Here is a 25,356-nt window from a genome sequence, read left to right as displayed (position 1 = left end):
GAAGAAGCAGCGCTCTCATCGGCTCTCGCGATCCGTCGTCCGGCACGGTCGTGCCGGTTCAGCAGGTGTTGAACGAGGAGGCGTCCTAAATCTCCAGCTCCGTGCCGAACTCCACCACCTGCTTGGTCGGCACGCCGAAGAACGCGGCCGAGCGCTCGGCGTTGCGCTGGAGGAACGCGAACAGGCCTTCGCGCCAGACCCACATGCCGGGAATATCCTCGCTCGGGATGATGGTTTCGCGGCCGACGTAGTAGGTGATGTCGGAGAGGTCGATGCCGGGCAGCTTGCCCTGGCGGCAGGCGAGCGTCAGCCCGTCATAGATCGTCGGGTTCTGCATGAAGCCGTAATGCAGGACCACGCGGGTGATGCCGGTGATGATCTCGATCACCTCAGCGCGTTCCTCGTCAGCAATATGCGGTAATTCCTCGATCAGGACGGTGACGAGGACGATGCGCTCGTGCAGGACGTGGTTGTGCTTGACGAACTGGGTCAGCGCCAGCGGCACGCCGTTCGGCGCCGATGCCAGGAACACCGCGGTGCCCGGCAGCCTGGCGCTGCACTTGTTGACCGCGGTCTCGATCAGGTCTTCCTCGGGCTGGCGCAGCTTTCCGCGCGCGGCCTCGACCAGCTTCACGCCGGCGCGCCAGGTCAGCATCAGGAAAGCGACGAGGGCCGCGAGCAGCAGCGGAAACCAGCCGCCCTCGAACAACTTGATCGAGTTGGCCGAGAAGAAGATCACGTCGATCACGAAGAAGAAGCCGTTGACGGCGACCACGAGCCACGGCGAATAGCCCCACTGGATCGCGACCAGGGCTGCGAGCAGCGTGGTGATGGCCATCAGAAGCGACACCGCGATGCCATAGGCGCCGGCGAGCGCATCCGAAGTGCCGAAGCTCAAGACAGCGCCGAGCGTTGCGGCGGCGAGCAGCCAGTTCACCAGCGGCACGTAGATCTGGCCGATCGCATCACTCGTGGTGTGGCGGATCTGCATGCGCGGCAGGAAGCCGAGCTGGATCGACTGCTGCGTCAGCGAGAACACGCCGGAGATGATCGCCTGCGAGGCGATCACGGTTGCCACCGCCGAGAAGGCGACCAGCGGGTAGTGCAGGGCGTCGGGGCAGAGTTGGAAGAACGGGTTCTCGATCATGCCGGGATCGGTGATCAAGAGCGCGGCCTGGCCGAAATAGTTCAGCACCAGCGCGGGCAGGCAGATGGCGAACCAGGCGAGCCGGATCGGGAAGCGTCCGAAATGCCCCATGTCGGCATACATGGCCTCGCCCCCGGTCACCGCGAGGAAGGCGGCACCCAGGATCGCGAAGGAGACGTGGAAGTCCTGGTGGATCAGGAAGTCGAAGGCATAGAGCGGGCTGAGTGCGGCGAGCACCGCCGGCGCCTTGATGATGCCGTGGATGCCGAGCGCGGCCAGCACGACGAACCAGGCCAGCATCACCGGACCGAAGATGCGGCCGATGAAGCCGGTGCCCTGCCTCTGTATCATGAACAGGCCGACCAGGATGGCGATGGTCACAGGCACAACCACGGGCGCGAGCGAGGGTGCGTCGACCTTGAGGCCCTCGATGGCACTGAGCACCGAGATCGCCGGCGTGATCGCGCCATCGCCATAGAGCAGCGCGGCGCCGACGAGGCCAACGACGAGCAGGTGCGCACGCCAGGTGCCGGGCTGGGCGTGGCGGGCATGCAGCACCGCCAGCAGCGCGACAATACCGCCTTCGCCGCGATTGTCCGCGCGCAGGATCAGCAGCGCATATTTCAGCGAGATGATCAGCAGCAGCGCCCAGAGGATCAGCGAAGCAACCCCCAGAACAGCTTGCGGAGTCACTGTCGCGCCTTGGGCAGCCGCCTTGGCGGCTTCCTTCAGGGCGTAGAGGGGGCTGGTGCCGATATCGCCATAGACCACCCCGAGGGCGCCCATGGTCATTGCAAGCGGCAGCGGATCAGGATGATGGCCGGAAGCGACTGCGGGCGTACTGGACAACGGCGACCCCTCGATGGGATCACGCCCGACGGGTCATTCCGACGGGCGCGAGCACCGAACAGTCTGCGACGAGACGTCGCAAATATCCATGGGATTCATATCGGGGTTTATGACGCGAAGCTGACAGACCGCCTACGGCGTGCGATCGGCGGTCACCAGCCTGGCCTCGCGCACGTCGGCCTTGGTGCCGGCACGGCGCAGGCAGGATGCCTCGAAATTCGGCCAGGCTTGCTGCGAGCAGTCCTTGCCGATGGTCTTGATGTCGAGGCGGTCGCTCTTGGCGAGCGGCTGCGGCACGCTGGCTTCGACGGTCGGAGCAAAGCCGGGCAGGAGGGTGAGGGCGGCAGCAACAAACGCAGCGATTGCGATCGCTGAAAGAGCCTTGATCATTGACGGTCCCCTGTGATGCGGCCGCTGCGCCTTGTTTGCGGCCCGTTGTTCGTTGGTTGGATTAGTAACCATGGCCAGTTTCCGGACGTCTTCGCGGATGCGGTAAATGGTTTCGTTCGCGCCCGGCTTTGTTTCGTGGTGGCCCCCAGGACGAAACAAACCGGAGGTTTCCGACCTGATTTGGCGAAAAGATCTGGATTGCCGGAAAAACCGGCAGGGAACCTGCCCGGCTTGCCGGGCCGGTCCGGGCGCGGTAGGAGGAGGCCATGCCGCGCATCGCCTTCTATCCAGGTTCCTTCGACCCCATCACCAACGGCCATCTGGACGTGGTCCGGCATGCCGTTCCCCTGTGCGACAGGCTGGTTGTCGCGATCGGGGTCCATCCCGGCAAGAAGCCGCTGTTCTCGACCGAGGAGCGGCTGAAGATGCTCCACGATGTCTGCGGGCCGGTGGCGGCCGCGGCCGGCTGCGTGCTCGAGGCCACCACGTTTGACGACCTCTCGGTGACCGCCGCGCGCAAGCACGGCGCGACCATCATGATTCGCGGTTTGCGCGACGGCACCGACCTCGACTACGAAATGCAGCTCGCCGGCATGAACGAGGCCATGGCGCCGGAGGTGCACACGGTCTTCCTGCCGGCATCCCCGATGGTCCGCCCGATCACCGCCACACTGGTGCGCCAGATCGCGGGCATGGGTGGCGATGTTTCGACGTTCGTGCCGCCGCTCGTAGCAAGCCTGCTCAAAGCCAAATTCGCCGCGTAACGGCGCTTCTTCATCTCACCTGATCCGGAGTTTTCATGATCCGTCGTCTCGCAATTCTTGCCACGATTTTTGTCGTGCTCATTGGCGCGGTCCCGGCGGTCGCGCAGACCCTGCCGGCAGGCCTCGACAAGGCCAATGCGCTCGTCATCGACACCACCAAGGGCCGCATCGTCATCAAGCTCAGGACCGACCTTGCGCCCCAGCACGCGGAGCGCCTCAAGCAGCTCGCGCGCGAAGGCTACTACAACAACGTACCGTTCCACCGCGTGATGGACGGCTTCATGGCGCAGACCGGCGACGGCCAGAATTTCAACGGCACCGGCGGCTCGAAATATCCGAATCTGAAGCAGGAATTCTCCAAGGTTCATTTCGCGCGCGGCATCGTCGGCATGGCCCGGCGCGGCGACAGCGTCGATACCGCCAATTCGCAGTTCTTCATCATGTTCGCCGACGGCGGCAGCCTCGACAACCAGTACACCGTGGTCGGCGAGGTCGTGCAGGGCATGGACGTCGTCGACAAGCTGAAGAAGGCACCGCCCGGCTCGTCGAGCGGCACCGTCACCGATCCCGACAAGATGGTGAAGGTGCAGGTCGCCTCCGACATCAAGTAGGAGAGACGATGGTGCGCCGTGGCGACAGACTCCTGCTCGCTGCCGCGGCGCTGCTGCTCGGCATCACCAGTGCGGCCGCAGAGGACGCGCAGGTCAACACCATTCAGGACATCTTCCAGCACCTGCGCACCTGCTGGAAACCGCCGCCGGCGGCCAGGGCTCGCCCCATCGACATCACCGTCGTCGTGAGCTTTAACCGGGCCGGAAACATTCTGGGCCATCCGAGGATTACCTATGAATCCGCGGAGGCCTCCGACGATGACCGGGTGCAATACCGGATCGCGGTGATGGAGGCATTGCAACGCTGCACGCCGATGCCATTTACCGATGCGATGGCCGGCGCCGCTGCGGGGCGTCCATTCGCGGTCCAGTTCCGTAACCGGAAGACTTCACCCCCAACTCCAGAGAGACGAGCATGAGCGCCACTGAAAACACCCTGATCCTCGAGACCACGCAAGGCCCCGTCACCATCGAGATGCGGCCCGACCTCGCGCCGGGCCATGTCGCCCGCATCAAGGAATTGGTCCGCGAAGGCTTCTACGACGGCATCGTGTTCCACCGCGTGATCGACGGCTTCATGGCGCAAACCGGCTGCCCGCACGGCACCGGCACCGGTGGCTCCGGCCAGAAGCTGAAGGCCGAGTTCAACAAGGAGCCGCATGTGCGCGGCGTGACCTCGATGGCCCGTGCTGCGAGCCCCGATTCCGCCGACAGCCAGTTCTTCATCGTTTTCGACGACGCCCGCTTCCTCGACAACCAGTACACGGTGTGGGGCAAGGTGACGGAGGGCATGGAGAACGTCGACAAGATCAAGCGCGGCGAGCCCGTGCAAAATCCCGACAAGATCGTCAAGGCGCGGATGGCCGCTGACGCGGAGTAAAGACTGCCGTCATGCCCCGCCTTCGCGGGGCATGACAAGGTACCAAACGTGCGCACCGATCTCTTCGATTTCGACCTGCCCGCCGAGCGCATCGCGTTGCGCCCCGCGCACCCGCGCGACTCCGCGAAGATGCTGGTCGTGGAGGGAGGCGTACTGCGCGACCAGATCATCTCCGATCTGCCGCAATGGCTGAAGGATGGCGACCAGCTCGTCGTGAACGACACCAAGGTGATCGCCGCGCAGCTGAAAGGCCGCCGCATCGGCCGTGAGACCGAGCCGAAGATCGAGGCGACGCTGATCAAGCGTCTCGACGGCTCGCGCTGGCAGGCGTTGGTGAAGCCGGCGAAGAAGCTCACAGCCGGCGACCGCATCCGCTTCGGCAATGAAGGCAAGGTCTGCCTGCTCGGCCATCTCGATGCCGAGGTCGAAGCCAAGGGCGGGGAGGGCGAGGTGACGCTCTCGTTCTCGTTTCACGGCCCGGCGCTCGACCAGGCCATCGCCGATCTCGGCAGCCCGCCGCTGCCGCCCTATATCGCCTCGAAACGCACGCCTGACGATCAGGACCTCGCCGACTACCAGACCATGTTCGCGGCGAATCAAGGGGCCGTCGCGGCTCCCACCGCAGGTCTGCATTTCACGCCCGCGCTGGAGCAGGCGTTGCGCGACCGCGGCGTCGGCATCAACCGGGTGACGCTGCATGTCGGGGCAGGGACCTTTCTGCCGGTCAAGGTCGACGACACCGAAGGCCACAGGATGCACGCCGAGTGGGGTACGATCTCGGCCGAGACGGCGGAGCGGCTCAACACCGCGCGGAAGAATGGCGGGCGTGTCGTCGCGGTCGGCACCACGTCACTGCGGCTGCTCGAAAGCGCAGCCAGCGAGGACGGCACCATCCAGCCGTTTACAGCCGAGACGTCGATCTTCATCACGCCCGGCTATCGTTTCCGCGCCGTCGACGTGCTGATGACGAACTTCCACCTGCCGCGCTCGACGCTGTTCATGCTGGTGTCGGCATTTGTCGGGCTCGAGGCGATGAAGCGGGCGTATGCGCACGCGATCGCGAGCGGCTACCGGTTCTATTCGTACGGGGATGCGTGTCTGCTGCTTCGTGAGCGAGAGTAGCGCCGTCGCCGTAGGGTGGGCAAAGCGAAGCGTGCCCACCAACTAGGAATGCGCGAGAGAAGTGGTGGGCACGGCGCTTGCGCACCTTTGCCCACCCTACAACTCACCTGCTACGCCATCACGCGATGCGGCAACAGCTCCGCGATCTGCACCGCGTTGAGCGCCGCGCCCTTGAGCAGCTGATCGGCCGCCACGAACATCGAGATCGAATGCCCGGAGGGGTCGCTGAGATCCTTGCGGATGCGGCCGACCAGGACGTCGTCCTGGCCCGAGGCGTCGATCGGCATCGGGAAGTAATTCTTCACGCGGTCGTCGACGACCTTCACACCCGGCGCCTGCGCCATGATGGCGCGGACCTGGTCCTCGCTGATCGGCTTCTCGCATTCGAAGGTGATGGCTTCGCAATGGGCGCGCAGCACCGGCACGCGCACGCAGGTGACGCCGATGGCGATGTTCTCGTCCTCGAAGATCTTGCGGGTCTCCTTGATGACCTTGGTCTCTTCGTCGTTGTAGCCGGTCTCGGGATCGACCGCGGTGTTGTGGTTGAACAGGTTGAAGGCATAGGGGTGCGGCATCACCTTGGGCGTATAGACCTGCCCGTTGAGGTTGGCGCGGGTGGACTCGACGAGCTCGTCCATCGCGGCGGCGCCGGCGCCGCTTGCCGCCTGGTAGGTCGAGATGATGACGCGCTTGATGCGGTTGTTCTGGTGGATCGGCCACAGCGGCACCAGCGCGGTTATCGCGGCACAGTTCGGGTTGGCAATGATGCCCTTGTGATCGCGGATGCGGTTGCCGTTGACCTCGGGGATCACCAGCGGCACGTTCGGGTCCATGCGAAAGGCGGAGGAGTTGTCGACCACGACGGCGCCGGCCTTGACCGCGATTGGCGCGAACTTCTTGGAGATGCCGCTGCCGGCGGAGAACAGCGCGATGTCGACGCCCTCGAAGGCGCGCTCGGTCAATTCCTCGATGACGACGTCCTTGCCGCGGAACGACACCGTCTTGCCGGCCGAGCGGGCGCTGGCGAGCGCCTTGAGCTTGCCGACGCGAAAGCCGCGCTTGTCCATGGTGGCGATGAATTCGGCGCCAACCGCACCGGTGACGCCGACAATCGCGACGACGGGATCGTTACTCACATTCTCCTCCATTGAGCTAAAGACAACAAAAAAGCCCCGGACCATCATGGGCGGGGCTTCGGTAGAGCTGATTGCGTTTTAGTCGACGACTACACGCGCACGCCTCCCCAGGCCCCGAAGGCCGTGGTGGTTTTGGTCGTGCGTTTGGTGGTCGTGAACATGGCGGCGACTTATGCGGGAGAGTTTTGCGGCCGTCAATGGCTTTTCGGCGGGATTGTGGCCGCCGCTATTTTGCTCGCGCCCCCGGCGGCTCGAGGATGACCTCCTTGAGGTCGTCGCCGCTGATGACGACGATCGCGAAATTGAGCCGGCCGCGTTCGCGCACCAGCCCGCCGCTGATGGCCTTGCCGGACGCCGCCCGTTCGGCGACACGCACCGCATCCGCCAGACGATGCCTGATAGCACCGAGCGCTGCGAGATTGCTGCGATCGTCAAGGTCGAGCTCGGCGAGGGGCAGGGCGGCTTCGCCGCCAATGAGCTCGCCGGTCGCGGCATTGATGGTGTGCCGCCAGAGACGATCATTGTGCAGGGTCTTGACCCGGTAGACCGGAACGTCCGAGCCGCCGTCGAAGCTGACATCCGCGGTCGTCGAGCCTGCGTGCCGGGCCTCCGCAATCGCCATGGCCTGGCTGATCGAGATCGACGAGCTGCGGAAACGTTCGATTTCGCGGCTGACGGCTTGGCGGTCGGCCTCGGCGTCACCATCTGTCTCGCCATGGAGGGCGGTGGGTGTGCCACCCGCCGTGACGAGCGCGTTTGCCGGCGCTGCGATGAGCAGCCCCGACAGGGCGATCGCCAGCAACTCGCACACCCGTCGTCTTGCTGCGTTCATGCTCGAAATCCTCGGCCAACGAGTGTGCCGGATAATCGTAAAGAAGTCGCGGCCGACCATGGGCAGTGGCCGGCCGCTGATTGTCGCAACGGGCTGTACCTGTCACGGCGATCATGGTCACAAAGCCGGTCCGAATCCATTTGGGGCTGGTGAAAAACGGGCCCGAACCATAACAAAACCATACCGTATCGTTTTATTTTGGTCAACGGACAGACCGTCGTCCGTTGGGGACAGATCGCCGAGCTCACGGAAATGTCAGCGGGACGGCCGGCGCCGTTGCGTGCCTTTGGCGGCGTTCTGGACGCGGTCGACCGATCCCAGCGCGCCGGCCAGGAACAGCTTGATCGCCGCACGCATCCGCTTTTCGGCGGATTTGAGCTCGGTCGGCGTTCCGAACGTCGCCATGCGGTGGGTGTGGCCGACGACGACGTCGAGGAACACCTCGGCTGCGATGGTGGTGTCATCGACGTCGAGCGCGCCTTGCTCCACCAGATGATCGAAGAAACGTGCGGTCGTGGCGACAGCCTTCAGCCAGCCCTCTTCCTTGCCGAGCTTGGCAATGTCGGGAAAGTTGATGGCCTGTGACGTCATCATGCGGCTGAAGGCCATGGCGTCAGACCCGCAGGTGAACGTCAGCATTTCACGCCCGATCTCGACGAGCCGCTGCTCGACCGAGATGTCCGATGAACTGCCGAGCTGCATTTCGGCCGCCGCAGACAGCGGGGCAAGCCAGCGCGCGATTTCGCGCCTCAGCACGGCCGTGAACAGCCCGCGCTTGTCGCCATAACGGGCATAGACGGTGGGCTTGCTCACGCGGGCCGCTTCCGCAACCGCATCGAGCGAGGTCGCGTCAAAACCGCGATCCAGGAACAGGCGGGTGGCGACTTCAATGAGCCGCTGGTCGCGCTCGATCGCGGCGCTTTTCGTCGGCCGGCCGCCGCGCGATTTCGACACCTCGCGCCGCGGCGTTGCCGTTCTTGCCTTGGTCGCAGTCAATCCCATGCCCAATGATTCCTGCGCGGTCGTGACAATGGTCATTGCTCTATAACGCGCAGCAACCGGGACGTCATTGCGAATTTGGCCGAATTGGCCGTATCGTCAACGGTCCCGGTGCGACGTCGTTCCCTCGCGCGGTCTTAGGGTATTCTCGAGGTCCAGGCCTGGCCGGCCGCCGCTTTCTCATATCCGTATTGGTACAGCGCCCGCATATAGGCCGTGTCGAACCCTTCCGAGGGCGGTGCCGGATACTCGCGTTCGATATAGGAGAGATGGAAGCCCAGGTGGTTGCGCTTGGCGAAATCGTAGGTCGAGAAGATGATCGAGCGCGTCTGCGACTGGGTGATCGAGGACAGGCTGCGTGAGGCGACATCGATCGTGCTGTTGGCGACGAGCTCGAAGTTTCGTTCGATCTTCTTGTTGACGAGAATGTAGATGTCCATCTTCGCGTTGCCTGGCAGGCGTCCCTGGAAGAGCAGGGCCTCCGGCAGCGTCAGCACCGGGGCCGTCACGCCACCGTCGACATGCATCTCCTGAAACTTGTGGCCCTGGCCTTCGGCTTCGATCAGGATCGGCGGAAACACCAGGGGAATGCTGGCGGAGGCCGCCATCACGTCGCGAAACAGTTTAAGCGCCTCGGGCGTGCCGACTGCGGCGATCTTGCCCATGTCCCAGATGGCGGTTCGCTGGGTGTCGAGATCGGTCGTGACCACCAGCAGCCGTCGGCCCTTGGCATTCTCGCGGGCGACTTGCGCCATGATCTCCGGCCCGACGTAGCGGGCGACGAGTTCGCGCAGCCGCGTATTGCCGAACAGACCGGAGCCAAACAGCACGCGCATGATGCTGGGATCGTTCAGCAGGCTCTCCGCGATGCCGCTGGTGTAAACCTCTCTGAGCGTGTCGTCGTACTGCGACCCCAGAAACGCAAACGGCGCGATCAGGCCGCCGGTGCTCACGCCGGACACGACCGAGAAGGCGGGGCGGGTCCCGGCCGCGCTCCAGCCGTTCAGCACGCCGACGCCGTAGGCGCCGTCGGCACCGCCGCCCGAAAGCGCCAGATAGCTCTTGGTCGCGGTGCTGTTGTCCTTTTCGAAGCTGAATTTCGTGATTGGCTCGTCGGTGTAGCGCCTCAAGCCCTCGATATCGAGCACGCGCGAACTGCTGGCATCGGCCGCGGTGTAGGGCGTGCGGGGCAGGGAGGTACAGCCGGCCACGCTGCACGCCAGCATGAGCGCGCCAATCAGGCGACCAGCTGTCTGCCTTATCCGGCCATGCGAGGGGCCGGATGTGTCGGTCGGACATGAGGGGTTGGGCATGGGGCGGTGGCTGGAGATCACGCATATGCTGCCGCAGGCAACGTCCCTGCGGCATTTGATCCAACCCCCAAGATAAAACTACACTGTATCGTTTTATTTGACAAGCCGCAGCGGACTCAAGTCAACGGCAATTGTGTCCCAGTCTGAGGCAGCGGCAGCCCCGAGCGGGTTGATCGGTCTCTCCCGACACGCAATAAGCACCGCCATGAGTCTTTCCGATCAAGGTCTTCCCAATCATTTCGAACTGCTCGCCACCGACGGCGCCGCGCGCACCGGCCGCCTGACCACGCCGCACGGTGTGGTGCGGACGCCGGCCTTCATGCCGGTCGGCACCGCCGGCGCCATGAAGGGCATGCACTGGCGCGAGGTGCGTGACGCCGGCGCCGACATCGTGCTCGGCAACACCTATCATCTGATGCTGCGTCCTGGCGCGGAGCGCATCGGTGCGCTCGGCGGCTTGCAGAGGTTCACCGGCTGGAACGGGCCGATGCTCACGGACTCCGGCGGCTTCCAGGTGATGTCGCTGTCGGACCTGCGCAAGGTGACCGAGCACGCCGTCACCTTCCGCTCGCATATCGACGGCGCCAAGGTCGAGTTGTCGCCGGAGCGCTCGATCGAGGTGCAGCGTTTCCTCGGCTCCGATGTCGCCATGCAGATGGACGAATGCGTGCGGCTACCGGCCGAGCGCGACGACATCGAACGCGCGATGCGCTTGTCGCTGCGCTGGGCCGAGCGCAGCAAGCGCGCATTCGAGAGCGCTCCGGACGGCTACATGCTGTTTGGCATCGTGCAGGGCGGCGACGTGCCGCAGCTTCGCCATGCCAGCGCCGAAGGCTTGGTCGAGATCGGCTTCCACGGCTACGCGATCGGCGGCCTTGCTGTCGGCGAGCCGCAGGCCGTGATGCTCGCGATGATCGACGAGACCGCGCCGGCACTGCCGTCCGATCGGCCGCGCTATCTGATGGGCGTCGGCACGCCGGACGACATGCTCGAGGCGGTGAAACGCGGCATCGACATGTTCGATTGCGTGATGCCGACGCGCAATGGCCGTCATGGCGTCGCCTTCACCCGCTTCGGCCAGGTCAATCTGCGCAACGCGCGCCACGCCGACGATCCGCGTCCCCTCGACGACGAGAGCAGATGGCCATCGACGCGCAACTATGCGCGCGCCTACCTGCACCATCTCGTCAAGGCCGGCGAGACGCTCGGGGCGATGCTGCTGTCCGAGATCAATATCGCTTACTACCAGTTCCTGATGCAGGGCATCAGGGACGCGATCGCACACGGAACGTTCGAGGAGTTCTACCGGCGTACGCGTGAGGACTGGGCGAAGGGCGACATTGCCCCGCGTTAGAGCATGATCCGGAAAAGTGTGGAGCGGTTTTCCGGCGAGATCATGCTCAAGCAATAGAAGTCAATTGCACGTAAACCGCTGCTTGACGGCGTGCTTGGTCACGAAGCCATAACCGCAGGTGTCGCAGGTCCAGAGATAGCTGATCACATGGTCCGAGACGTAGGCGGAGGCTTCGGCGGCGACCATGGAGTCGGCGCAGACAGGACAGGTGGGCAACTCGCTGCAACGCGGATCGCGGGTTGACGCGACGACGGTCGACAACACTTCAGCAATTGCTGACATCGTGGTGACCCTTCCTGCTCTAAGACCTAAGTCTAGCATAAGCAGAATCAGTTGACGAGGTCGCAACACAAATGCGTTGGTTTTCTGATAATTACAGCTCACGCGATTTTGCGATGCAGCGTACTTAACATGTGCCGCATTGTTGCTTGCGTGTCATCACAAGCTGTCTCTAACTGCGCGAAAGCTGCGAATAGCGCGCAAATTGTCGCCACAGGGAGTTCATCATGGACGCATCGTCCAAGACGGGTGCAGCGCACCAAGCCGGCCGCGGCCGGATCTACGACTCGATTGTCGAGGCTTTTGGCGACACGCCGATCGTGCGCCTGCGCCGGCTGCCGGGCATGCACGGCGTGAACGCGACCATTTTGGCAAAACTTGAATATTTCAATCCAGCCGCGAGCGTGAAGGACCGCATCGGCGCGGCCATGATCATCGCCATGGAGAAGGCCGGCATCATCAAGCCTGACACCGTGCTGATCGAACCGACCTCCGGCAATACCGGCATCGCGCTCGCCTTCGTTGCTGCTTCGCGCGGCTACCGGCTGAAGCTGGTGATGCCGGAATCCATGTCGATCGAGCGGCGCAAGATGCTCGCCTTCCTCGGTGCCGAACTGGTGCTGACGCCGGCCGGCCAGGGCATGAAGGGCGCGATCGCGACCGCCGAAGAACTGCTGAAGACGACGCCGAACTCGGTGATGCCGCAGCAGTTCAAGAACCTCGCCAATCCCGAGGTGCATCGCCGCACCACCGCAGAAGAGATCTGGAACGACACCGGCGGCAACATCGATTTCTTCGTCGCTGGCGTCGGCACGGGCGGCACGATCACCGGCGTCGGCCAGGTCCTCAAACCGCGCAAACCGTCCCTCCGCGTCGTTGCGGTCGAGCCGGAAGAGAGCCCCGTGCTGTCAGGAGGCCAGCACACGCCACACAAGATCCAGGGTATCGGCGCCGGCTTCGTTCCTGACATCCTCGACCGCTCCGTGATCGACGAGATCGTCAAGATCAACTCGACGACGGCGATCGAGACCGCGCGGGCGCTGGCGCGGCATGAGGGTATTCCGGGCGGCATCTCCTCGGGCGCCGCAATCGCAGCGGCGCTCCAGATCGGCAAGCGGCCGGAAGCTGCGGGAAAAACCATTCTTGCGGTGGTGCCGTCCTTCTCCGAGCGCTATCTTTCGACCGCACTGTTTGAAGGAATATAGCAGATGGCGGATCAACCGAGGCGGCCGCGGACATTGGGCGATGCGCGGAGCGAAGCCGAGGCGGCGTTCAAGAAGGTGACGGCCAAGGTCGCCGAGGCGCCGGTGAAGAAGAACGTGACGCCGGGGATCAAGGAGCAGGTCAGCTTGCGGATCGATCAGGACGTGCTGGAGCATTTCCAGTCGGGCGGTCCCGGCTGGCAGGACCGCATCAACGACGCGCTCCGCAAGGCGGCGGGGAAGTAGGCCCTTACCGCCGGGTCGGGGGCGTTCGAAAACCGACCCGCTCAGAAGCGAGTTTCAGACGGGATCCTCGCAGCTTGCTCAGAGGACCTGCGACAGAAACCGTTGCGTTCGCTCGTCTTTGGCCGCAGTAAACAATGTTTCCGGCGGCCCGTGCTCGACAATCACACCGCGGTCGGTGAAGTAGACCTGATCGGCGATCTCACGCGCGAAGTTCATCTCATGAGTGACGAGGAGGCATGTCATCCCATCCTCGGCAAGCTCTCGGATCGTGACCAGGACCTCCTTGACGGTTTCCGGATCGAGAGCGGCCGTGACTTCGTCGAACAGCATGATGTCCGGCCGCATCGCCAGCGAACGGGCAATGGCCACTCGCTGCTGTTGTCCGCCTGAGAGTTCACCAGGATAGCTGCCTTCTTTCCCTGCGAGCCGCACCTTGGCGAGCAGCGCTCGGGCGCGCGCTTCGACCTCGGCACGCTTCTGGCCGAGAACATGGATCGGCGCCATCATCACGTTCTGGAGCGCGGTCTTGTGCGGGAAAAGGTTGTACTGCTGGAATACCATCCCGACCTTGCGGCGCAGCGCCAGCTTGTCGAGCCTGGGATCGGTCACCTCGATACCTTCGATTTGGATGCTGCCGGACGAGATCGGCTGAAGAGCATTGATACAGCGGATCAGTGTGGACTTCCCTGATCCCGACGGGCCGATGATACAGATCACTTCACCCTTCTTGACCGACAGGCTGATGCCTTTCAGAACCTCGAGAGCTCCGAATGACTTTCTGACGTCAACGCATTGGACGATGGGCTGATCCGGAGTCCAGTTCGTGGTCATGCTCTGCCTCCTCAGCGTATGTGGAACCGACGCTCGAGGCGAGCCGTCCATAGGTTGATCGGATAGCAGTAGAGAAAGAAACACAGCAGCGCGAAACCATAGAGCGGCGCGAACAGTTCCGGTCTGCCGCCTTCGGCGGCGTGCACCTGCGCCGTCAGAGTAAGCATTTCAGAGACGCCCACGATCGATGCGAGGACCGTCGCCATGGCGACGAGCGCATAGATGTTCATCCAGGGTGGCAGCATTCGCTTGACGCATTGCGGTAGTATGATCAGCCACATGATCTGGCGTCGCGTGAATGATAGCGACTCTGCCGCTTCCCATTGCGTCGACGGAACGGAACGCACGGCTCCACGTACGACCTCGGCGACGTTCGCCATGACGGGTAGGGCGAAGCCCACGGTCGCCTTGATCCAGTCCGGCAGAGGGATGGTGGTCTTGAAGATGGTGATCTGGAAGGGCACCAGAAACATCACAAAGAACAACAACACCAGCCAGGGCGCGTTGCGGAAAAATTGAGTCACGAACCAACTGATGCTGGAGAGCAACCGGAACTGCGACAACAGGGCCAGACCCAGACCGAGACCGGCAACGGTGCCCAGCAGCATGGCCAGCAAGGAGATCAGGATATTGAAAGCGAACCCTCGCAGCAGGAGCGGCGACCACTTCAAGATGATCTGGAGCGGTGAAAGCATCGTTGGTGCCGTCTGCGCCCACGCCGTGGACGCAGCCATCATGGCGCAGAAACAGAGGATCGCGGCGAACAGCGGACTGATCCGAATGGGCATCCGGACCGGTACGATACGATACGGCAGAAGGACTGGAAGGCCGTGCGGGGGCTCGGCGGGTTTCATCGTCCGTATCCCGGAATGCGCATCGCCCGCTCCCAGCGATGCATCAGCCAGACGAGCACGCCGACGAGAATGCCGTAGGTTGCGAGCAATACGATCATCATTTCGAAGACGTTCTGCGATTCCGACCAGATCTGCTTGACCGCGTACAGCGTTTCGGGAACGGCGATCGCGTAGGCAAGCGTGGTCGTCTTGAGCAGATTCACAAGGTTGTTGTTCAGCGCAGGAAGGCAGACGCGAACGGCCAGCGGAAGAACGATATGGATGTAGGCCCTGAGACGCGTGTATCCGAGCGCTTCCGCGGCTTCGATTGTGGTCCTCGGCACCGCCTCGATGCCGGAGCGGAAGATCTCCACGTTGAAGGCGGCCGCAAACAGGGACAGCGAAATGATGGCCCACTGAACGTTGCTCAGCAGTGGAACGCGCATGCCGGCGGTCTCGACGGCGGGAAGCATCGTGCCGAGGCCGAAATAGAAAAAGAAGATCTGGACCAGCGGTGGCGTGTTGCGGAACACCACGACGAACGCATTGACGGCCAGCCGCAACAATCTGGACGGGCTACCCTGGAGCAGGGCGCCTGCCGCGCCGATGATCAGGCTCAGCACGATGGTCGTGACGCTGAGAAACAGCGTCATCTTGAGCCCGCTAAGATAACGATCCCAGTCGTACGCATCATAGAATACGGAGAAATTCAGCCCCGTCGTTTCATAGAGATGCTGAAACCAGTTGCCGATTGCCTGCATTTTGCGCGACACCGAATTGTTAAGGCAATCACCCCGGATCAGTGCATGGGCTTGACCTGTTCGGAGCGCGAGATGGATCTGGCGCTCCGCTTCACGCGTTTATTTGTCCTTGTATTGCTCGTGCATGAAGAGCGAATACTCTGTCGGAGTAATGCCCCACTTCTTTTCAGCTTCCACAATGAAGCCCGTCTTCATCCAATCCTTTGTCGTATCTTCGAGCAGCTTCTGAAGGCTGGCGTTATCGAGCGCGACGGCGATCATCCACGGCGAAGGCAGAACACCTTTCAGGGGAAGGGCGTAGTCCGCCTTCCACTCATCCTCGAGCAGCTTGCCTTGCAGGAAGGTCTGATCGTAGACATAGCCGATGCAGTTGCCCTGCTTCATGGCGAACAGGGGCTTCTCCGAGCCGTCAAACGCAACAATTTCGGGGCCGTAGGATTTGGCAACGTCCTTGTTGTACCAGGCGCCCGACGTTGCACATACGGGTTTTCCCTTGAGGTCGGCCCAGTCCTTGATGCCGGCCTTCTTGTTGAGAAGGATGTTCACATAGTCCGAGTAATATAGGGGTTCGATGGCTTGAACGACGCGGCGGCGTTCCGGCCTGTCCGACATGGTCGCGATCAGCAGATCAATCTTTCCCTGCTGAAGAAACTCGATTCTGTTCGAGGCCCCGACTGGAACGAGCTCGAGTTTGACGCCGAGGCGCTTGGCGATGTCTGCGGCAAGATCCGGCTCGATGCCGACGACATTTCCGGTGGGATCGCGGTATCCAAAGGGCTTGTAGTCTGCCTTGACGCCGACGTTCAACGTGCCGCGCTGCTTGATGGCATCGACGCCATCAGCCGCCTGAGCGCTGCCGAGCATCAGCAGCACCGTGGCACCTGTCATCATGGAACGGAGCATATTTCTCATCGGATGACACCTCCAAGGATTGAAACTCGACGCGACCGACGCGCACTCTTTTCGCAGTACAAGGTTCGTGCCAAACGGTCACAAAAAGCGAGACACAGAGAATGGAGCAAGGTCGATCGAGCTTCGACCATGAGCCATCATCTCAGCGACGACGTTTCCGATGCCGGCCGAGTGCTTGAAGCCGTGACCGGAGCACGCCGAGACGACAAAGACTCTATCCTGGCCGGGATGGCGGTCGATGATGAAGCCCCGATCGGGCGTTACCGTGTAGAGACAGGCGGCCGCCTGTGCGACGCGGGGCGTGGCGCCTGCGAGCCGTCCCTTGACGTGCTCCAGGTACATCTTGGCCGACTCCGCCGGATCGACGGTGCGATCGACGGTATCGGCTGTCGTGCTGGTCTCATACTGCTCAGTCGCCACCTTGAGGCGAGGATCGCCTGGCAGCGGCGGGAAGCCGTAGAGGTAATCGACATCCGTCGCACCATGCATCCAGATGAACACCGGGGCGTTTGCACGATACGCGCTCGTGTCCTCGAGCTCGTACCAGTGGAGCACCTGACGTTTCACCGTGAGCACACGGTCAAACGGCGCCCCTAGCAGATGAGCATTCCAGCCGCCCGCCGACACGACCACCTGGTCCGCTTCGAAGCTGCCTGAAGACGTCTCCACCCGAACGACAGAGCCCGTCTGCGCGATCGAGAGGACTTCGACCCCCGTGCGGATCACTGCGCCAAGCTGCTGCGCGCACGTTAGTTGCGCTTTAACGCAGCGCTCCGGAAAGACGTATCCCCCGCCGGGCTCGTAATAGGCCTTCTCGTTGCCCTGAAGGTTCAAGAACTGCGGAAAGCGATGGGCTACCTCGCGCCCGTCGATCACCTCATGCGCGATGCCGAAGTCGCGAGCTGCCCCGATCGAACGTGCGACGAAATCCGGCTTGCCATGATGCGACGTCTCGCCAACGCCGGGCGCCATGACGACGAGGCCACACGGATTCAGGAGCTGGTCAGACGTCTCGGCTTCGAGCTCGCGCCAGATCCGGTGCGTATCGAGGACCAGGGGAACGTAATCGCGGCCTTCACCGACGGCCTGCCGTGTGATGCGGGTTTCACCGTGACTGGATCCCATCACGTGGGGAGGCGCAAAGCGATCGATGCCGATCGCCTTTACCCCTCGCTTGGCCAATTGATAGAGGGTCGCGCTGCCCATGGCACCGAGGCCGATCACCAGAATGTCCGCTCGTTCGCTCATGACTTGAAGCTGCTCAATTATTAAGATGACCGAGAGTTTGCCTTTAAAATCAGCTCCGCGACAAGGATAATCCATGTAATTAAGCAAATTTGCACACCAGTATAATTTCTGCTTAATTCATGACATGGCGTCCTCCATTCCAGACCTGCGAAGCTTGCAGATTGTCGCTGCGGTTGCGGACTCGGGCAGCATGCTCGAAGCCTCGCGCCAATTCGGGATGACGCAATCCGCGGTCTCTCAGGCGGTGCGGCGTGCCGAGGCCTCGGTCGGGGTCGCATTTTTCGACCGTAGCCGGAGGCCGCTCGTGCCGACTCGGGCGGGACGCATCCTTGCAGGCCGCGTTCTCGATCTAAACCGCAACTTTGATGCGCTACTGAGCACGCTGCGGGCCGCGGCGGAACAGTCCGAACGTGTTGACCTGAGGCTCGGCCTGGTCGATTCCTATGCTGGCACGGTCGGCGCGCACCTTGTCAAAGAGCTGATGACGGGCGCGATCGCGCTAAGCCTGTCTGCGTGGTCTGGTCTCGCGCATTCTCATGCGGAGGCGTTGGTGCGTCGCATGATTGACGCGGCGATCACGTGCGATGCAATGGACGATCTGTATGATGTCGAACGCTTCCCATTCTATCGCGAACCGTACCTGCTGGTGGTGCCACGCGGACTGGAAGCCGAATTTGCCGACCTTGATTTGCGCGACATCCTCGCCCGGCATCGTCTCGTCCGGCACAGTGAGCGCTCCTACGTCGGTGCTCAGGTCGAGCGCCATCTGAGCCGTTTGGGTATTCGCCCACCACGGGCCTTTGAGTTTGACACCTCGGACAGCCTGGTCGCCATGGTCGCGACCGGGATGGGCGTCGCGATCACCACGCCGCTGTGTCTGTTGCAGGGGCTGGCTCACGCCGGTCAAGTCAGCGCTCTCCCTCTGCCGGGCCCTGGATTTTTTCGTGAACTGCTTCTGGTGACTCGCCGTGGAGATCTCTCGTCACTGGCGCCGCGCATCGCAGAGATGGCTCGGTCGAGCATTACGACGCAGGCGATGCCGCGTATCCGGACGCTCGTGCCCTGGTTCACCCAGGATTACTAGCAAGGAAAAGGCCCGGCGCGAGCCGAGCCCTTTTTGTCGCTGCTTGGTCGCCGGTGACTGGCGCCTCAGCGGCGGAACATGCCGCCCATCATACCGCCGACGACACCGCCCATGAAGGCCGCACCGGGATCGCCGCCACCACGATGGCCGCCACCGCCGCCGCCGGAGGGTGCGCTCGGGCGCCGGGCCGGCTTCGAGCTGTCGTCGCTTGCGGTCGGCGAGGTCGAGGCAACGATCTCGGAGAGCAGGGCCTTGTGCTGGAGCTTGTTGAGATAGCCCGTCGATGGATAGCCGCGGGCCGCCTGCCAGCGCTTGAGCACGGTCCGGGTCTCGTCATTGAAGGCGCCGGTCACCTTGGTGTCGAAGCCGAGCCCGTTGAGGCGGCGCTGCACATCGCGGCGCTGGCCCTTGTCGAGCCCGATCTGATCTTCGGTGAGCTGGCTGGCGTCATCGGTGAAGGTGGCGGGATCGACGCCGGCATTGAGGTTGCGGGTTGTGGTCGAAGGACCGTTCTGGATCGCCGCGAGCCGCGCCAGCGCGAGTGCCTTGAACTGGCCGTTCGGATAGGCCGAGAGGTAGGCGTTGAGCTCTTCCGGCTTGTTGGTCTCCTTCACGGAGCGCCAGTATTCGAGTTCGACACCGTCGGAGCTGCTGGCGGCGGCAGCCGCCGGCGCGCTGCTGGAGGCGGTTGGTGCCGCATTGGCGACCTGCTGGGTTTGCTGCGCCGGGTTGAGGTAGACCGCGCCGATCAGGTTGGTGTGGCCCCAGGGAAGCTGACCTTTATGGGTCTCCTCGTTCACCTGGGCGCGCACCGACGTCATCGCCTGCTGGATCTCGACGCCGGGCTTGGTGATGTTGTCGATCAGCGCGCGGGTGAACGGGCTGTTGTTGCCCTCCTGTCCATCGAGCGCGGTCTGGCCCGGGCCGGTGGCGAACGCGATCAGCGTGCCTTCGCCGGACTTCATTTCGGCAAGACCGCTCTGCACGTTGATGCTGCGGGTTGCCGAGTTGGACTTGATCTTGGCGGCAAAGGGATTGTCGCGGCAGGCGTCGAGGAAGACGAGCTTGACCTTGGCGTCGCCCATGGTCTGGTCGAGCGTCAGGTCGATATTGATGGCGGCGCCGAGCTTGACGTCCATCTCCGATTTAATGTCGGCATCGACGGGCAGGAGATAGTTGCTGCCACCGACGGCGATGCCGTGGCCTGCATAGTAGAACACTGCGACATCGGAGCCCTGCGCCTTGCGGCCGAAGTCCAGCAGCTTCTCCGTCATCTGGTCGCGGGTGAGGTTGGATCCTTCGATCACCTCGAAACCGACGTTGCGCAGCGTGGATGCCATTGCCTTGGCGTCGATCGGCGGGTTCGGCAATTGGGCGACGTTCTTGTAGGCGCCGTTGCCGACCACGAAGGCGACGCGGCGGTCGGCCTTTGCGGCGCTGACCGAGAGCGCCATGCACATCAGCGAAACGAGGATGGTGAGAGTGCGCATCTGAAATCCCCAACTGAATCGAATAATAGGCAGCAACAAATCGGCAGCGAACTTACACGAAAACGCCCGGCCTCGCGCTAGCGAAACGACAGTTCGGCCAACCCGTGGCTTTGCTGCCGAACGTGCACGATGGACTGCCCCTCCAACGTGATCCAAATCACGCTCGACCACTTTGTTTTGTCGCTTGAGGCGACGCGCGGTTCACTGCGCGCGGACGGGAACCGGCGCAGCGGGCTTCAAATTCAGGAGATTGCCAAACAGGATCAATGCCGCGCCGAGTACGATCCAGGTGTCGAGCTGCTCGGAATACAGCAGCCAGCCGGCGGTCGCGGTCAGGGGCACCCGCAAAAAGTCCATGGGAACGACGATCGTTGCATCCGCATAGCGCATCGCGCTGGCGAGGCAGTAGTGCGAGAAGGTGCCGCAGAACGCGATCACGCCGAGCCAGGCCCAGACATAGGCGGACGGCCAGGTCCAGACGAACAGCGTCGGGACGAAGCCTGCGACCGATTGCACCACCAGCATCCAGAACAGAATCGACAGCGCGCTTTCGGTGCGGGTCAGCGATTTGACCAGCGCCATCGACACCCCAAAGCCCATGGCTGCGCCGAGCGCGATGAGCTGGCCGGGATTGATCTCGCCGGTCGCGGGCCGGACGATGACGATCACGCCGACAAGGCCGAGCACGATGGCGGCGATCTTCCATGGCGTCATGCGCTCGGAGAGGAAGCTTGCCGCGAGGATCGCGGTCCAGATCGGCATCGTGAACTCGATCGCCACCACTTGGCCGATCGGGATCAGCGTCAGCGCGAAGAACCAGCCGAGCTGGGCGACGTAGTGCACCAGATTGCGGCCGATGTGCTGCCGCAGGCGCGACGTCTTGAGCACCTTGAAGCCGCCGGCGCGGTAGATGATCGGCGAGAGCAGCACGAACCCGGCCAGCGAGCGCACTTCCATGATCTGGAAGACGTTCAACTCCCGCGTGGTCTCGCGCCCGGCAATCGCCATGATCAGCATCAGCGACAACCAGCCGGCCATCCAGAATGCAGCCATCGTTTTGGACGGTGTCGTGTTCATCGGTGCGGAGATCGGAATCCTGCGGGGAGGCCGGTATCGGCGACATAGCCGTTGTTTGCAACGGCCAAATCTGCGGGTGCAGCGTTGCAGGGGGGCGTGCTAAGGCTTGAGCGAACAACGATAAAATCGGGAGATCTTCGCTCATGCGTATCTTGCAGCCGGCCGAATGGTCGAAACCGCGCGGCTTTTCACATGGTGTGATGGTGGAAGGGCCGGGCCGCTGGGTGGTACTCGCCGGGCAGACCGGCGGCGACGAGATGGGCAATTATGCGCCCGACGTGGCGGCACAGGTCGCGACTGCGCTGAAGCGGATCATCAAGCTTCTCTCGGAGGCCGGCGCTGGTCCCGAGCACATCGTTCGCCTGACCTGGTATCTGACCAGCCGCAGCGAATATGAGGCCGCGGGCGCCGGCATCGGCGCGGCCTGGAAGGAGACGCTCGGGCGCAACTTCCCGCCCTCGACGCTGCTCTACATCGGTGGCCTCGTGGATGCGCGGGCCAAGGTCGAGATCGAGGTGACGGCGTTCGTTCCCAACGTATAAAAAAATCGGTCTGGCCAGTTGGCCGGACCGACTGTTGCGTCTCCGTGCTGCCTTAGCGCGACATAGAAATGTTGGCGCCACGGAACTGGCTATCCGCCCGCATCGTGACGGTCTGCTTGTTGCCGCTGGTCCGCAGCGCGATGTTGGCGTTGAAGCCGGCGGCAGAGGCGACCACCTCGAAATTCCCGCCGCCGCCGCGGCCCTGTAGCGAGCCGCTGATGTTGCGGCTGGCCTCGCTCCAGCTGCCGGTGATGTCGCTGCCATCGGCCCGGACGTTGGCGGAGAGGTTGAATTTGTAGGCGTCGCTGGCGCAGGTCAGCACCATCTCCATGGTCGGACCGATCGGCGTATATCTGGCCCGGCACCGAATGCGTTCGCTGGACCCGTCGTCGAGGCTGACGGTACCGCCGCCGCTCCAGTTCCCGGCCATGGGCGCGAATGGGCCGGACTGAGCCTTGCTTTCAGAATTCGCGATGGCCGCTGCAGAGAATACAGTGGCCGCGATCAGCAGCCGCCGCCAGCCTCCGGCGCGAGCCTCAATTGGTTTATTGGCGCGATGCTTCCCACCGCCCACTGCACGGTATGCCTGCAGATGCTCCATTCCACTTCCCCGATCCGGCGTTGCCGCTGAGTTGACCGTTGGCATATGCACCGTTGATCGAAACTTTCACAAGACCCTCCCGGCCGATGGTGCCGGAAACGTTAGCGCCGGGCGCCGAGATCTTGCCGTCGGCAACCGTCAGCATGGAGCTCGCGGTCGGCTCGCAGGTGCCGGTCTTGGTCACGATGGTGACCTGCCAGTTGCCGTCATAGGGGGTCTGAGCAAACGCGGGGGCGGCGAGGCTGCCGGTGAAAACTGAAGCGGCACAGAACGCCGCGATGCGACCTAAACGCATGAATTCCGTCCTTGAATATGTCCGAGATGCTGTCACTTATTGGGACGAAATGTGACGGAAATTTGTTGCAATGCCAAACTGAAAATTGTTCCTGTGGAAGCAATGGTTTATTTGCGTTTCCGGCTGCAATTTTCGAAGCAAAATCAATGCGGCTTTGCGTTAAGGGTGAACGTCAGGAGAGGACTCAGGAAAGACTTGGCGCCGAGGTCGCAAACTGCTCGTCCTGAGTCTTGGACGGCAGCGCCTTGTGGACCTTGGCATAATCGATCACATCGGCCAGCAGCTTAAGGCCGAGCGGAGCCAGCGCACGCTCCCACAATTCCCGCGCGGTCTCGCCCTTCTTGACGAAGCACCAGTCCTGGGCGGCGATGGCGCCGGCGTCCATGCGGTCCGCCAGTTGGTAGATCGTGCCGCCGGCGATCGGATCGCCTTCCTTGATGGTCCATTCCACGGCGGCCTTGCCGCGATGGCGGGGCAGCAGCGAGGGGTGGTAGCCGATGCCGCCGAGTTTTGCGGCGGCGAGCGCATCCTTGCCGATCCGGGCGTGGCTGTGTGCGGTGATGATCAGGTCGGTGTCGGGGGCGATCTCGGACGCCACCACCAGCTTCGGGTCGGCCTGGACCGCCACCTCGATGCCGGCGGCCTTGGCAGTTGTGGCCAGGCGATCCTCGGCGTCGGCCACCACGACCCGCACGATCGAGACGCCGTGCTCCCGGAGCATGTTCAGGGTGGTCACGCCGAAATGGCGGGAGCCGACGAGGGTAATCCGCATGGGTGTTTGATCCGTCTCGCAAATGCGTCGTCCCCCGATAACACGTCAGGCCGTCCTGTCACCACCCGCGCGGCGTTTGCGCCGGTTATCAACAGCGCGCCGGACGCGAGGCGCGATGAACTCAGCGATTGCGCAGCCGCCCCCTCCGGTGCTTCCATGGGAGTGTTCCGCCAGCTCGGAGCAGGTGAATGCGAAGCGCGTGGTTTTTCGTTCTCGCCGGATTGATCACGGCAGCCCCGGCTCACGCCGGCGGTCCGCCGTATCCGGCGGTGCCGCCCGAGATCGGAGTCGCGCCGTTCATCGGCCCGACCTGGGAGGCGTATCGCTGCGCCCAGGGACCCGTCTACAATTTCTATGATGGGGCCTATTACGGTGAGGAGCCGCCGGCGCTCTATCGCGGCTACGCCTACAGGCCTTACTACCGTTACAGCGCCTACCGCAGGCTGCCGCGGACCTATTTCTGCGTCATCGACTAGCGTTGCCGCGCGGCCACGGTCAGGCAGCAAGGGACGGGCATTCCAGTTCCAGTGTTTCAATTTTAACAGTAGGAATCCGTCGCCGCCGTTAGAATTTGCATGCACCCGGGGCTGAGGACATTTGATTCCGGATCCGTTTTCAAACCCGGCTTGGGCCGCTGGCGCGATCGCCAGCGGCCTTTTCATGCTCGGCAATCGCGAAATCATCTGATGGTAACACGTTCTCAACCTGACTGTCGTATCGACGAATCTGTCGCGGATTAGTATTGCGTACTGCGACACCGAAAATGTCCTGCCGGCGCGGGCGCGCCGCGCGGGCTTTTTGGCCGGGACCGATTTCATGCCGAGCGCGATTGAGCAGATCGTCGACACCTATGTGCGACTGAAGAACCGCCGCGGCCTCGACGAGCTGATGATGCACAGGCAGCGGCTCGCGGTCGATCTCAAGAGCAAATCGGGCTTTGATTTCAGTCGGCCGATCGGACAGATCGACGAGGAAATCGCGATCATCGAGGCGGGGATCAGCCGGCTCAAGGCGGATGCGGCCGATCTCGGTGCGACGCGGCTCCGCTGAGGCGGTCAGTCGCGCTTGCCGCCGTCGATGACGGTGAACAGCGGCCGCGCCGGGGTCGGTTCGACCAGCAGCTCCTCCACCAGCGCGGTTGCCGCATCGACATATTTGCGGGTCGGCTTGTCGAGGGGACGCTTGGCTTCGTCCTCGAGCGCGATCTTGGCGGCCTCGACCAGCTTGCGCATGCGCGTGGCGTGATCGTCGCCGGCCGTCAATGTTGCGCGCGCCAGCGAGCGCAGCACGAACAGCTCGCCCTCGAGGCGGAGCAGGCGGTCGTTCAGCCTGGAGAGGACGGCGTTGAGGTCGGGCATCTCGGGCACTTGCTGAGAAGGGTCCTTTCCGATCTAGCGGCGATCGGTGAACGGAGTGCAAATGCCGATGGCGCAATTGGGTCGATCTCCGACGCGCCGCGGCATCCGTGATGCCATTGATGTGACCGAATGTGACGCCGCAGGCGCGTAGGCGAGGCCGGTTCCCGAACCATATGAGAGGGCGGGTGGACGTCTGGAGCTCCTACGATGCGGTCTGTCCTGACCTTGGTCCTGCTGATTTCGGCGTGCGCGTCGGCCGTCGCGGCGCCAGCACATCGCGCGCGGCCGCGCCCTCATGTCGTCGTTCGCCCGGCCGAGGACGCGCCGGTGCCGCCCGGCTGGTACAAGTTTCCCGGCCGCCCGCCGATCCCGCCGTCGGAGAACAGGAATCTCGATCCCTCCAATTTCGGCGGCGGCTGATTGAAGCT

General features: G+C 63.3%; 31 protein-coding genes. 13 read left to right on the top strand and 18 right to left on the bottom strand.

Features of this window, described 5'->3' with window-relative positions; translation table 11 throughout:
- Positions 1-85: 85 nt before the first annotated feature.
- Both ABIB73_RS01965 and ABIB73_RS01960 read right to left on the bottom strand, forming a co-directional pair.
- On the bottom strand, positions 86-1,939 hold the full coding sequence (locus ABIB73_RS01965) for a potassium transporter Kup (protein ID WP_354222529.1): 1,854 nt from the start codon (positions 1,937-1,939) through the stop codon (positions 86-88).
- 189 nt (positions 1,940-2,128) lie between these two features.
- The gene (locus ABIB73_RS01960; RefSeq protein WP_354220895.1) at positions 2,129-2,386 is read right to left on the bottom strand and encodes a hypothetical protein; all 258 of its coding nucleotides are present in this window, start codon (positions 2,384-2,386) and stop codon (positions 2,129-2,131) included.
- 266 nt (positions 2,387-2,652) lie between these two features.
- Here ABIB73_RS01960 and coaD point away from each other — a divergent pair, with 266 nt between their 5' ends.
- Genes coaD through queA form a run of 5 tightly spaced genes read left to right on the top strand, consistent with a single transcriptional unit; the run spans position 2,653 to position 5,763 of the window.
- Positions 2,653-3,150, top strand: a complete 498-nt coding sequence (gene coaD / locus ABIB73_RS01955) for a pantetheine-phosphate adenylyltransferase (RefSeq protein WP_354220893.1) — start codon at positions 2,653-2,655, stop codon at positions 3,148-3,150.
- A 35-nt stretch (positions 3,151-3,185) separates the two neighbouring features.
- Positions 3,186-3,761 carry a peptidylprolyl isomerase gene (locus tag ABIB73_RS01950; RefSeq protein ID WP_354220891.1) on the top strand — a complete coding sequence of 192 codons (576 nt, stop codon included), beginning with the start codon at positions 3,186-3,188 and terminating at the stop codon, positions 3,759-3,761.
- An 8-nt stretch (positions 3,762-3,769) separates the two neighbouring features.
- On the top strand, positions 3,770-4,180 hold the full coding sequence (locus ABIB73_RS01945; protein WP_354220889.1) for a UCP034077 family protein: 411 nt from the start codon (positions 3,770-3,772) through the stop codon (positions 4,178-4,180).
- Positions 4,177-4,641, top strand: a complete 465-nt coding sequence (locus ABIB73_RS01940) for a peptidylprolyl isomerase (RefSeq protein ID WP_045007486.1) — start codon at positions 4,177-4,179, stop codon at positions 4,639-4,641. Before ABIB73_RS01945 ends, ABIB73_RS01940 begins: the two co-directional genes overlap by 4 nt.
- A gap of 48 nt (positions 4,642-4,689) precedes the next feature.
- The gene (gene queA, locus ABIB73_RS01935) at positions 4,690-5,763 is read left to right on the top strand and encodes a tRNA preQ1(34) S-adenosylmethionine ribosyltransferase-isomerase QueA (RefSeq protein ID WP_354220886.1); all 1,074 of its coding nucleotides are present in this window, start codon (positions 4,690-4,692) and stop codon (positions 5,761-5,763) included.
- A gap of 110 nt (positions 5,764-5,873) precedes the next feature.
- On the opposite strand, the gene ABIB73_RS01930 is transcribed toward queA, so the two are convergent.
- From ABIB73_RS01930 to ABIB73_RS01915, 4 genes are all read right to left on the bottom strand, one after another.
- The gene (locus ABIB73_RS01930) at positions 5,874-6,911 is read right to left on the bottom strand and encodes an aspartate-semialdehyde dehydrogenase (RefSeq protein ID WP_354220884.1); all 1,038 of its coding nucleotides are present in this window, start codon (positions 6,909-6,911) and stop codon (positions 5,874-5,876) included.
- Between the two features lie 214 nt (positions 6,912-7,125).
- The gene (locus ABIB73_RS01925) at positions 7,126-7,731 is read right to left on the bottom strand and encodes a PepSY domain-containing protein (protein ID WP_354222527.1); all 606 of its coding nucleotides are present in this window, start codon (positions 7,729-7,731) and stop codon (positions 7,126-7,128) included.
- 255 nt (positions 7,732-7,986) lie between these two features.
- Entirely contained in the window at positions 7,987-8,733 is a 747-nt protein-coding gene (locus tag ABIB73_RS01920; protein ID WP_354220882.1) for a TetR/AcrR family transcriptional regulator, read from the bottom strand.
- 134 nt (positions 8,734-8,867) lie between these two features.
- Positions 8,868-9,956 (bottom strand): patatin-like phospholipase family protein, encoded by a 1,089-nt coding sequence (locus ABIB73_RS01915; protein ID WP_354220880.1) that lies wholly within the window; start codon positions 9,954-9,956, stop codon positions 8,868-8,870.
- 292 nt (positions 9,957-10,248) lie between these two features.
- Between ABIB73_RS01915 and tgt the strand changes: the two genes are divergently transcribed.
- A complete protein-coding gene (gene tgt / locus ABIB73_RS01910) occupies positions 10,249-11,397 on the top strand; it encodes a tRNA guanosine(34) transglycosylase Tgt (RefSeq protein WP_354220878.1) in 1,149 nt (382 codons plus the stop codon).
- A 60-nt stretch (positions 11,398-11,457) separates the two neighbouring features.
- On the opposite strand, the gene ABIB73_RS01905 is transcribed toward tgt, so the two are convergent.
- A complete protein-coding gene (locus ABIB73_RS01905) occupies positions 11,458-11,679 on the bottom strand; it encodes a hypothetical protein (protein WP_354220876.1) in 222 nt (73 codons plus the stop codon).
- Between the two features lie 224 nt (positions 11,680-11,903).
- Between ABIB73_RS01905 and cysK the strand changes: the two genes are divergently transcribed.
- Together cysK and ABIB73_RS01895 are read left to right on the top strand one after the other, a co-directional pair.
- Positions 11,904-12,881, top strand: a complete 978-nt coding sequence (cysK, locus tag ABIB73_RS01900; RefSeq protein ID WP_354220874.1) for a cysteine synthase A — start codon at positions 11,904-11,906, stop codon at positions 12,879-12,881.
- Between the two features lie 3 nt (positions 12,882-12,884).
- Entirely contained in the window at positions 12,885-13,124 is a 240-nt protein-coding gene (locus ABIB73_RS01895) for a BrnA antitoxin family protein (RefSeq protein ID WP_354220873.1), read from the top strand.
- Positions 13,125-13,202: 78 nt separating this feature from the next.
- Here ABIB73_RS01895 and ABIB73_RS01890 read toward each other — a convergent pair whose 3' ends face one another.
- The 5 genes from ABIB73_RS01890 to solA form a co-directional block, all read right to left on the bottom strand.
- On the bottom strand, positions 13,203-13,955 hold the full coding sequence (locus tag ABIB73_RS01890) for an amino acid ABC transporter ATP-binding protein (protein ID WP_354220872.1): 753 nt from the start codon (positions 13,953-13,955) through the stop codon (positions 13,203-13,205).
- 11 nt (positions 13,956-13,966) lie between these two features.
- Positions 13,967-14,809, bottom strand: coding sequence for an amino acid ABC transporter permease (locus ABIB73_RS01885; protein WP_354220870.1), 843 nt, complete (start codon positions 14,807-14,809; stop codon positions 13,967-13,969).
- Positions 14,806-15,549: an amino acid ABC transporter permease gene (locus tag ABIB73_RS01880; RefSeq protein ID WP_354220868.1), complete on the bottom strand. Its 744-nt coding sequence runs from the start codon at positions 15,547-15,549 to the stop codon at positions 14,806-14,808. The genes ABIB73_RS01885 and ABIB73_RS01880 overlap by 4 nt, the downstream gene beginning before the upstream one ends.
- A gap of 99 nt (positions 15,550-15,648) precedes the next feature.
- Positions 15,649-16,461 (bottom strand): transporter substrate-binding domain-containing protein, encoded by an 813-nt coding sequence (locus tag ABIB73_RS01875; RefSeq protein WP_354220866.1) that lies wholly within the window; start codon positions 16,459-16,461, stop codon positions 15,649-15,651.
- Between the two features lie 78 nt (positions 16,462-16,539).
- A complete protein-coding gene (solA, locus tag ABIB73_RS01870; protein ID WP_354222525.1) occupies positions 16,540-17,709 on the bottom strand; it encodes an N-methyl-L-tryptophan oxidase in 1,170 nt (389 codons plus the stop codon).
- 124 nt (positions 17,710-17,833) lie between these two features.
- Here solA and ABIB73_RS01865 point away from each other — a divergent pair, with 124 nt between their 5' ends.
- Positions 17,834-18,793 (top strand): LysR family transcriptional regulator, encoded by a 960-nt coding sequence (locus tag ABIB73_RS01865; protein WP_354220864.1) that lies wholly within the window; start codon positions 17,834-17,836, stop codon positions 18,791-18,793.
- A gap of 65 nt (positions 18,794-18,858) precedes the next feature.
- Here ABIB73_RS01865 and ABIB73_RS01860 read toward each other — a convergent pair whose 3' ends face one another.
- Positions 18,859-20,283 (bottom strand): caspase family protein, encoded by a 1,425-nt coding sequence (locus ABIB73_RS01860; protein WP_354220862.1) that lies wholly within the window; start codon positions 20,281-20,283, stop codon positions 18,859-18,861.
- 201 nt (positions 20,284-20,484) lie between these two features.
- Complete coding sequence (locus ABIB73_RS01855; RefSeq protein ID WP_354220860.1) at positions 20,485-21,360, bottom strand: DMT family transporter; 876 nt, start codon at positions 21,358-21,360, stop codon at positions 20,485-20,487.
- Between the two features lie 143 nt (positions 21,361-21,503).
- Here ABIB73_RS01855 and ABIB73_RS01850 point away from each other — a divergent pair, with 143 nt between their 5' ends.
- On the top strand, positions 21,504-21,902 hold the full coding sequence (locus tag ABIB73_RS01850; RefSeq protein WP_354220858.1) for a RidA family protein: 399 nt from the start codon (positions 21,504-21,506) through the stop codon (positions 21,900-21,902).
- A 52-nt stretch (positions 21,903-21,954) separates the two neighbouring features.
- Here the strand turns inward: ABIB73_RS01850 and ABIB73_RS01845 are convergent, their stop codons facing one another.
- From ABIB73_RS01845 to ABIB73_RS01835, 3 genes are all read right to left on the bottom strand, one after another.
- Positions 21,955-22,503, bottom strand: a complete 549-nt coding sequence (locus ABIB73_RS01845; RefSeq protein ID WP_354220856.1) for a hypothetical protein — start codon at positions 22,501-22,503, stop codon at positions 21,955-21,957.
- Positions 22,448-22,798: a hypothetical protein gene (locus ABIB73_RS01840; protein ID WP_354220854.1), complete on the bottom strand. Its 351-nt coding sequence runs from the start codon at positions 22,796-22,798 to the stop codon at positions 22,448-22,450. Before ABIB73_RS01840 ends, ABIB73_RS01845 begins: the two co-directional genes overlap by 56 nt.
- Before the next feature lie 184 nt (positions 22,799-22,982).
- Positions 22,983-23,570 (bottom strand): formyltransferase family protein, encoded by a 588-nt coding sequence (locus ABIB73_RS01835; RefSeq protein WP_354220852.1) that lies wholly within the window; start codon positions 23,568-23,570, stop codon positions 22,983-22,985.
- Between the two features lie 188 nt (positions 23,571-23,758).
- Here ABIB73_RS01835 and ABIB73_RS01830 point away from each other — a divergent pair, with 188 nt between their 5' ends.
- Both ABIB73_RS01830 and ABIB73_RS01825 read left to right on the top strand, forming a co-directional pair.
- The gene (locus ABIB73_RS01830) at positions 23,759-24,046 is read left to right on the top strand and encodes a hypothetical protein (protein ID WP_354220850.1); all 288 of its coding nucleotides are present in this window, start codon (positions 23,759-23,761) and stop codon (positions 24,044-24,046) included.
- Positions 24,047-24,386: 340 nt separating this feature from the next.
- Positions 24,387-24,620 carry a hypothetical protein gene (locus tag ABIB73_RS01825; RefSeq protein WP_354220848.1) on the top strand — a complete coding sequence of 78 codons (234 nt, stop codon included), beginning with the start codon at positions 24,387-24,389 and terminating at the stop codon, positions 24,618-24,620.
- 5 nt (positions 24,621-24,625) lie between these two features.
- Here the strand turns inward: ABIB73_RS01825 and ABIB73_RS01820 are convergent, their stop codons facing one another.
- Positions 24,626-24,928, bottom strand: coding sequence for a hypothetical protein (locus ABIB73_RS01820; protein WP_354220846.1), 303 nt, complete (start codon positions 24,926-24,928; stop codon positions 24,626-24,628).
- A 207-nt stretch (positions 24,929-25,135) separates the two neighbouring features.
- On the opposite strand from ABIB73_RS01820, the gene ABIB73_RS01815 reads away from it, so the two are divergent.
- On the top strand, positions 25,136-25,348 hold the full coding sequence (locus tag ABIB73_RS01815) for a hypothetical protein (RefSeq protein ID WP_354220844.1): 213 nt from the start codon (positions 25,136-25,138) through the stop codon (positions 25,346-25,348).
- Positions 25,349-25,356 lie beyond the last annotated feature (8 nt).

The sequence above is a fragment of the Bradyrhizobium sp. F1.4.3 genome, from assembly GCF_040548375.1.
Taxonomy (GTDB): domain Bacteria; phylum Pseudomonadota; class Alphaproteobacteria; order Rhizobiales; family Xanthobacteraceae; genus Bradyrhizobium.
Note: the sequence above shows the minus strand (reverse complement) of the source record. Positions and strands in the feature narration are given on the sequence as shown.

Excerpts from the sequence above, each read along its gene's own strand:
- ABIB73_RS01965 (WP_354222529.1), bottom strand. The coding sequence starts at position 1,939 with ATGACCATGGGCGCCCTCGGGGTGGTCTATGGCGATATCGGCACCAGC.
- ABIB73_RS01960 (WP_354220895.1), bottom strand. The coding sequence starts at position 2,386 with ATGATCAAGGCTCTTTCAGCGATCGCAATCGCTGCGTTTGTTGCTGCC.
- coaD (WP_354220893.1), top strand. The coding sequence starts at position 2,653 with ATGCCGCGCATCGCCTTCTATCCAGGTTCCTTCGACCCCATCACCAAC.
- ABIB73_RS01950 (WP_354220891.1), top strand. The coding sequence starts at position 3,186 with ATGATCCGTCGTCTCGCAATTCTTGCCACGATTTTTGTCGTGCTCATT.
- ABIB73_RS01945 (WP_354220889.1), top strand. The coding sequence starts at position 3,770 with ATGGTGCGCCGTGGCGACAGACTCCTGCTCGCTGCCGCGGCGCTGCTG.
- ABIB73_RS01940 (WP_045007486.1), top strand. The coding sequence starts at position 4,177 with ATGAGCGCCACTGAAAACACCCTGATCCTCGAGACCACGCAAGGCCCC.
- ABIB73_RS01930 (WP_354220884.1), bottom strand. The coding sequence starts at position 6,911 with ATGGAGGAGAATGTGAGTAACGATCCCGTCGTCGCGATTGTCGGCGTC.
- ABIB73_RS01925 (WP_354222527.1), bottom strand. The coding sequence starts at position 7,731 with ATGAACGCAGCAAGACGACGGGTGTGCGAGTTGCTGGCGATCGCCCTG.
- ABIB73_RS01920 (WP_354220882.1), bottom strand. The coding sequence starts at position 8,733 with ATGGGATTGACTGCGACCAAGGCAAGAACGGCAACGCCGCGGCGCGAG.
- ABIB73_RS01915 (WP_354220880.1), bottom strand. The coding sequence starts at position 9,956 with ATGCTGGCGTGCAGCGTGGCCGGCTGTACCTCCCTGCCCCGCACGCCC.
- tgt (WP_354220878.1), top strand. The coding sequence starts at position 10,249 with ATGAGTCTTTCCGATCAAGGTCTTCCCAATCATTTCGAACTGCTCGCC.
- ABIB73_RS01905 (WP_354220876.1), bottom strand. The coding sequence starts at position 11,679 with ATGTCAGCAATTGCTGAAGTGTTGTCGACCGTCGTCGCGTCAACCCGC.
- cysK (WP_354220874.1), top strand. The coding sequence starts at position 11,904 with ATGGACGCATCGTCCAAGACGGGTGCAGCGCACCAAGCCGGCCGCGGC.
- ABIB73_RS01895 (WP_354220873.1), top strand. The coding sequence starts at position 12,885 with ATGGCGGATCAACCGAGGCGGCCGCGGACATTGGGCGATGCGCGGAGC.
- ABIB73_RS01890 (WP_354220872.1), bottom strand. The coding sequence starts at position 13,955 with ATGACCACGAACTGGACTCCGGATCAGCCCATCGTCCAATGCGTTGAC.
- ABIB73_RS01885 (WP_354220870.1), bottom strand. The coding sequence starts at position 14,809 with ATGAAACCCGCCGAGCCCCCGCACGGCCTTCCAGTCCTTCTGCCGTAT.
- ABIB73_RS01880 (WP_354220868.1), bottom strand. The coding sequence starts at position 15,549 with ATGCAGGCAATCGGCAACTGGTTTCAGCATCTCTATGAAACGACGGGG.
- ABIB73_RS01875 (WP_354220866.1), bottom strand. The coding sequence starts at position 16,461 with ATGAGAAATATGCTCCGTTCCATGATGACAGGTGCCACGGTGCTGCTG.
- solA (WP_354222525.1), bottom strand. The coding sequence starts at position 17,709 with ATGAGCGAACGAGCGGACATTCTGGTGATCGGCCTCGGTGCCATGGGC.
- ABIB73_RS01865 (WP_354220864.1), top strand. The coding sequence starts at position 17,834 with ATGGCGTCCTCCATTCCAGACCTGCGAAGCTTGCAGATTGTCGCTGCG.
- ABIB73_RS01860 (WP_354220862.1), bottom strand. The coding sequence starts at position 20,283 with ATGCGCACTCTCACCATCCTCGTTTCGCTGATGTGCATGGCGCTCTCG.
- ABIB73_RS01855 (WP_354220860.1), bottom strand. The coding sequence starts at position 21,360 with ATGAACACGACACCGTCCAAAACGATGGCTGCATTCTGGATGGCCGGC.
- ABIB73_RS01850 (WP_354220858.1), top strand. The coding sequence starts at position 21,504 with ATGCGTATCTTGCAGCCGGCCGAATGGTCGAAACCGCGCGGCTTTTCA.
- ABIB73_RS01845 (WP_354220856.1), bottom strand. The coding sequence starts at position 22,503 with ATGGAGCATCTGCAGGCATACCGTGCAGTGGGCGGTGGGAAGCATCGC.
- ABIB73_RS01840 (WP_354220854.1), bottom strand. The coding sequence starts at position 22,798 with ATGCGTTTAGGTCGCATCGCGGCGTTCTGTGCCGCTTCAGTTTTCACC.
- ABIB73_RS01835 (WP_354220852.1), bottom strand. The coding sequence starts at position 23,570 with ATGCGGATTACCCTCGTCGGCTCCCGCCATTTCGGCGTGACCACCCTG.
- ABIB73_RS01830 (WP_354220850.1), top strand. The coding sequence starts at position 23,759 with ATGCGAAGCGCGTGGTTTTTCGTTCTCGCCGGATTGATCACGGCAGCC.
- ABIB73_RS01825 (WP_354220848.1), top strand. The coding sequence starts at position 24,387 with ATGCCGAGCGCGATTGAGCAGATCGTCGACACCTATGTGCGACTGAAG.
- ABIB73_RS01820 (WP_354220846.1), bottom strand. The coding sequence starts at position 24,928 with ATGCCCGACCTCAACGCCGTCCTCTCCAGGCTGAACGACCGCCTGCTC.
- ABIB73_RS01815 (WP_354220844.1), top strand. The coding sequence starts at position 25,136 with ATGCGGTCTGTCCTGACCTTGGTCCTGCTGATTTCGGCGTGCGCGTCG.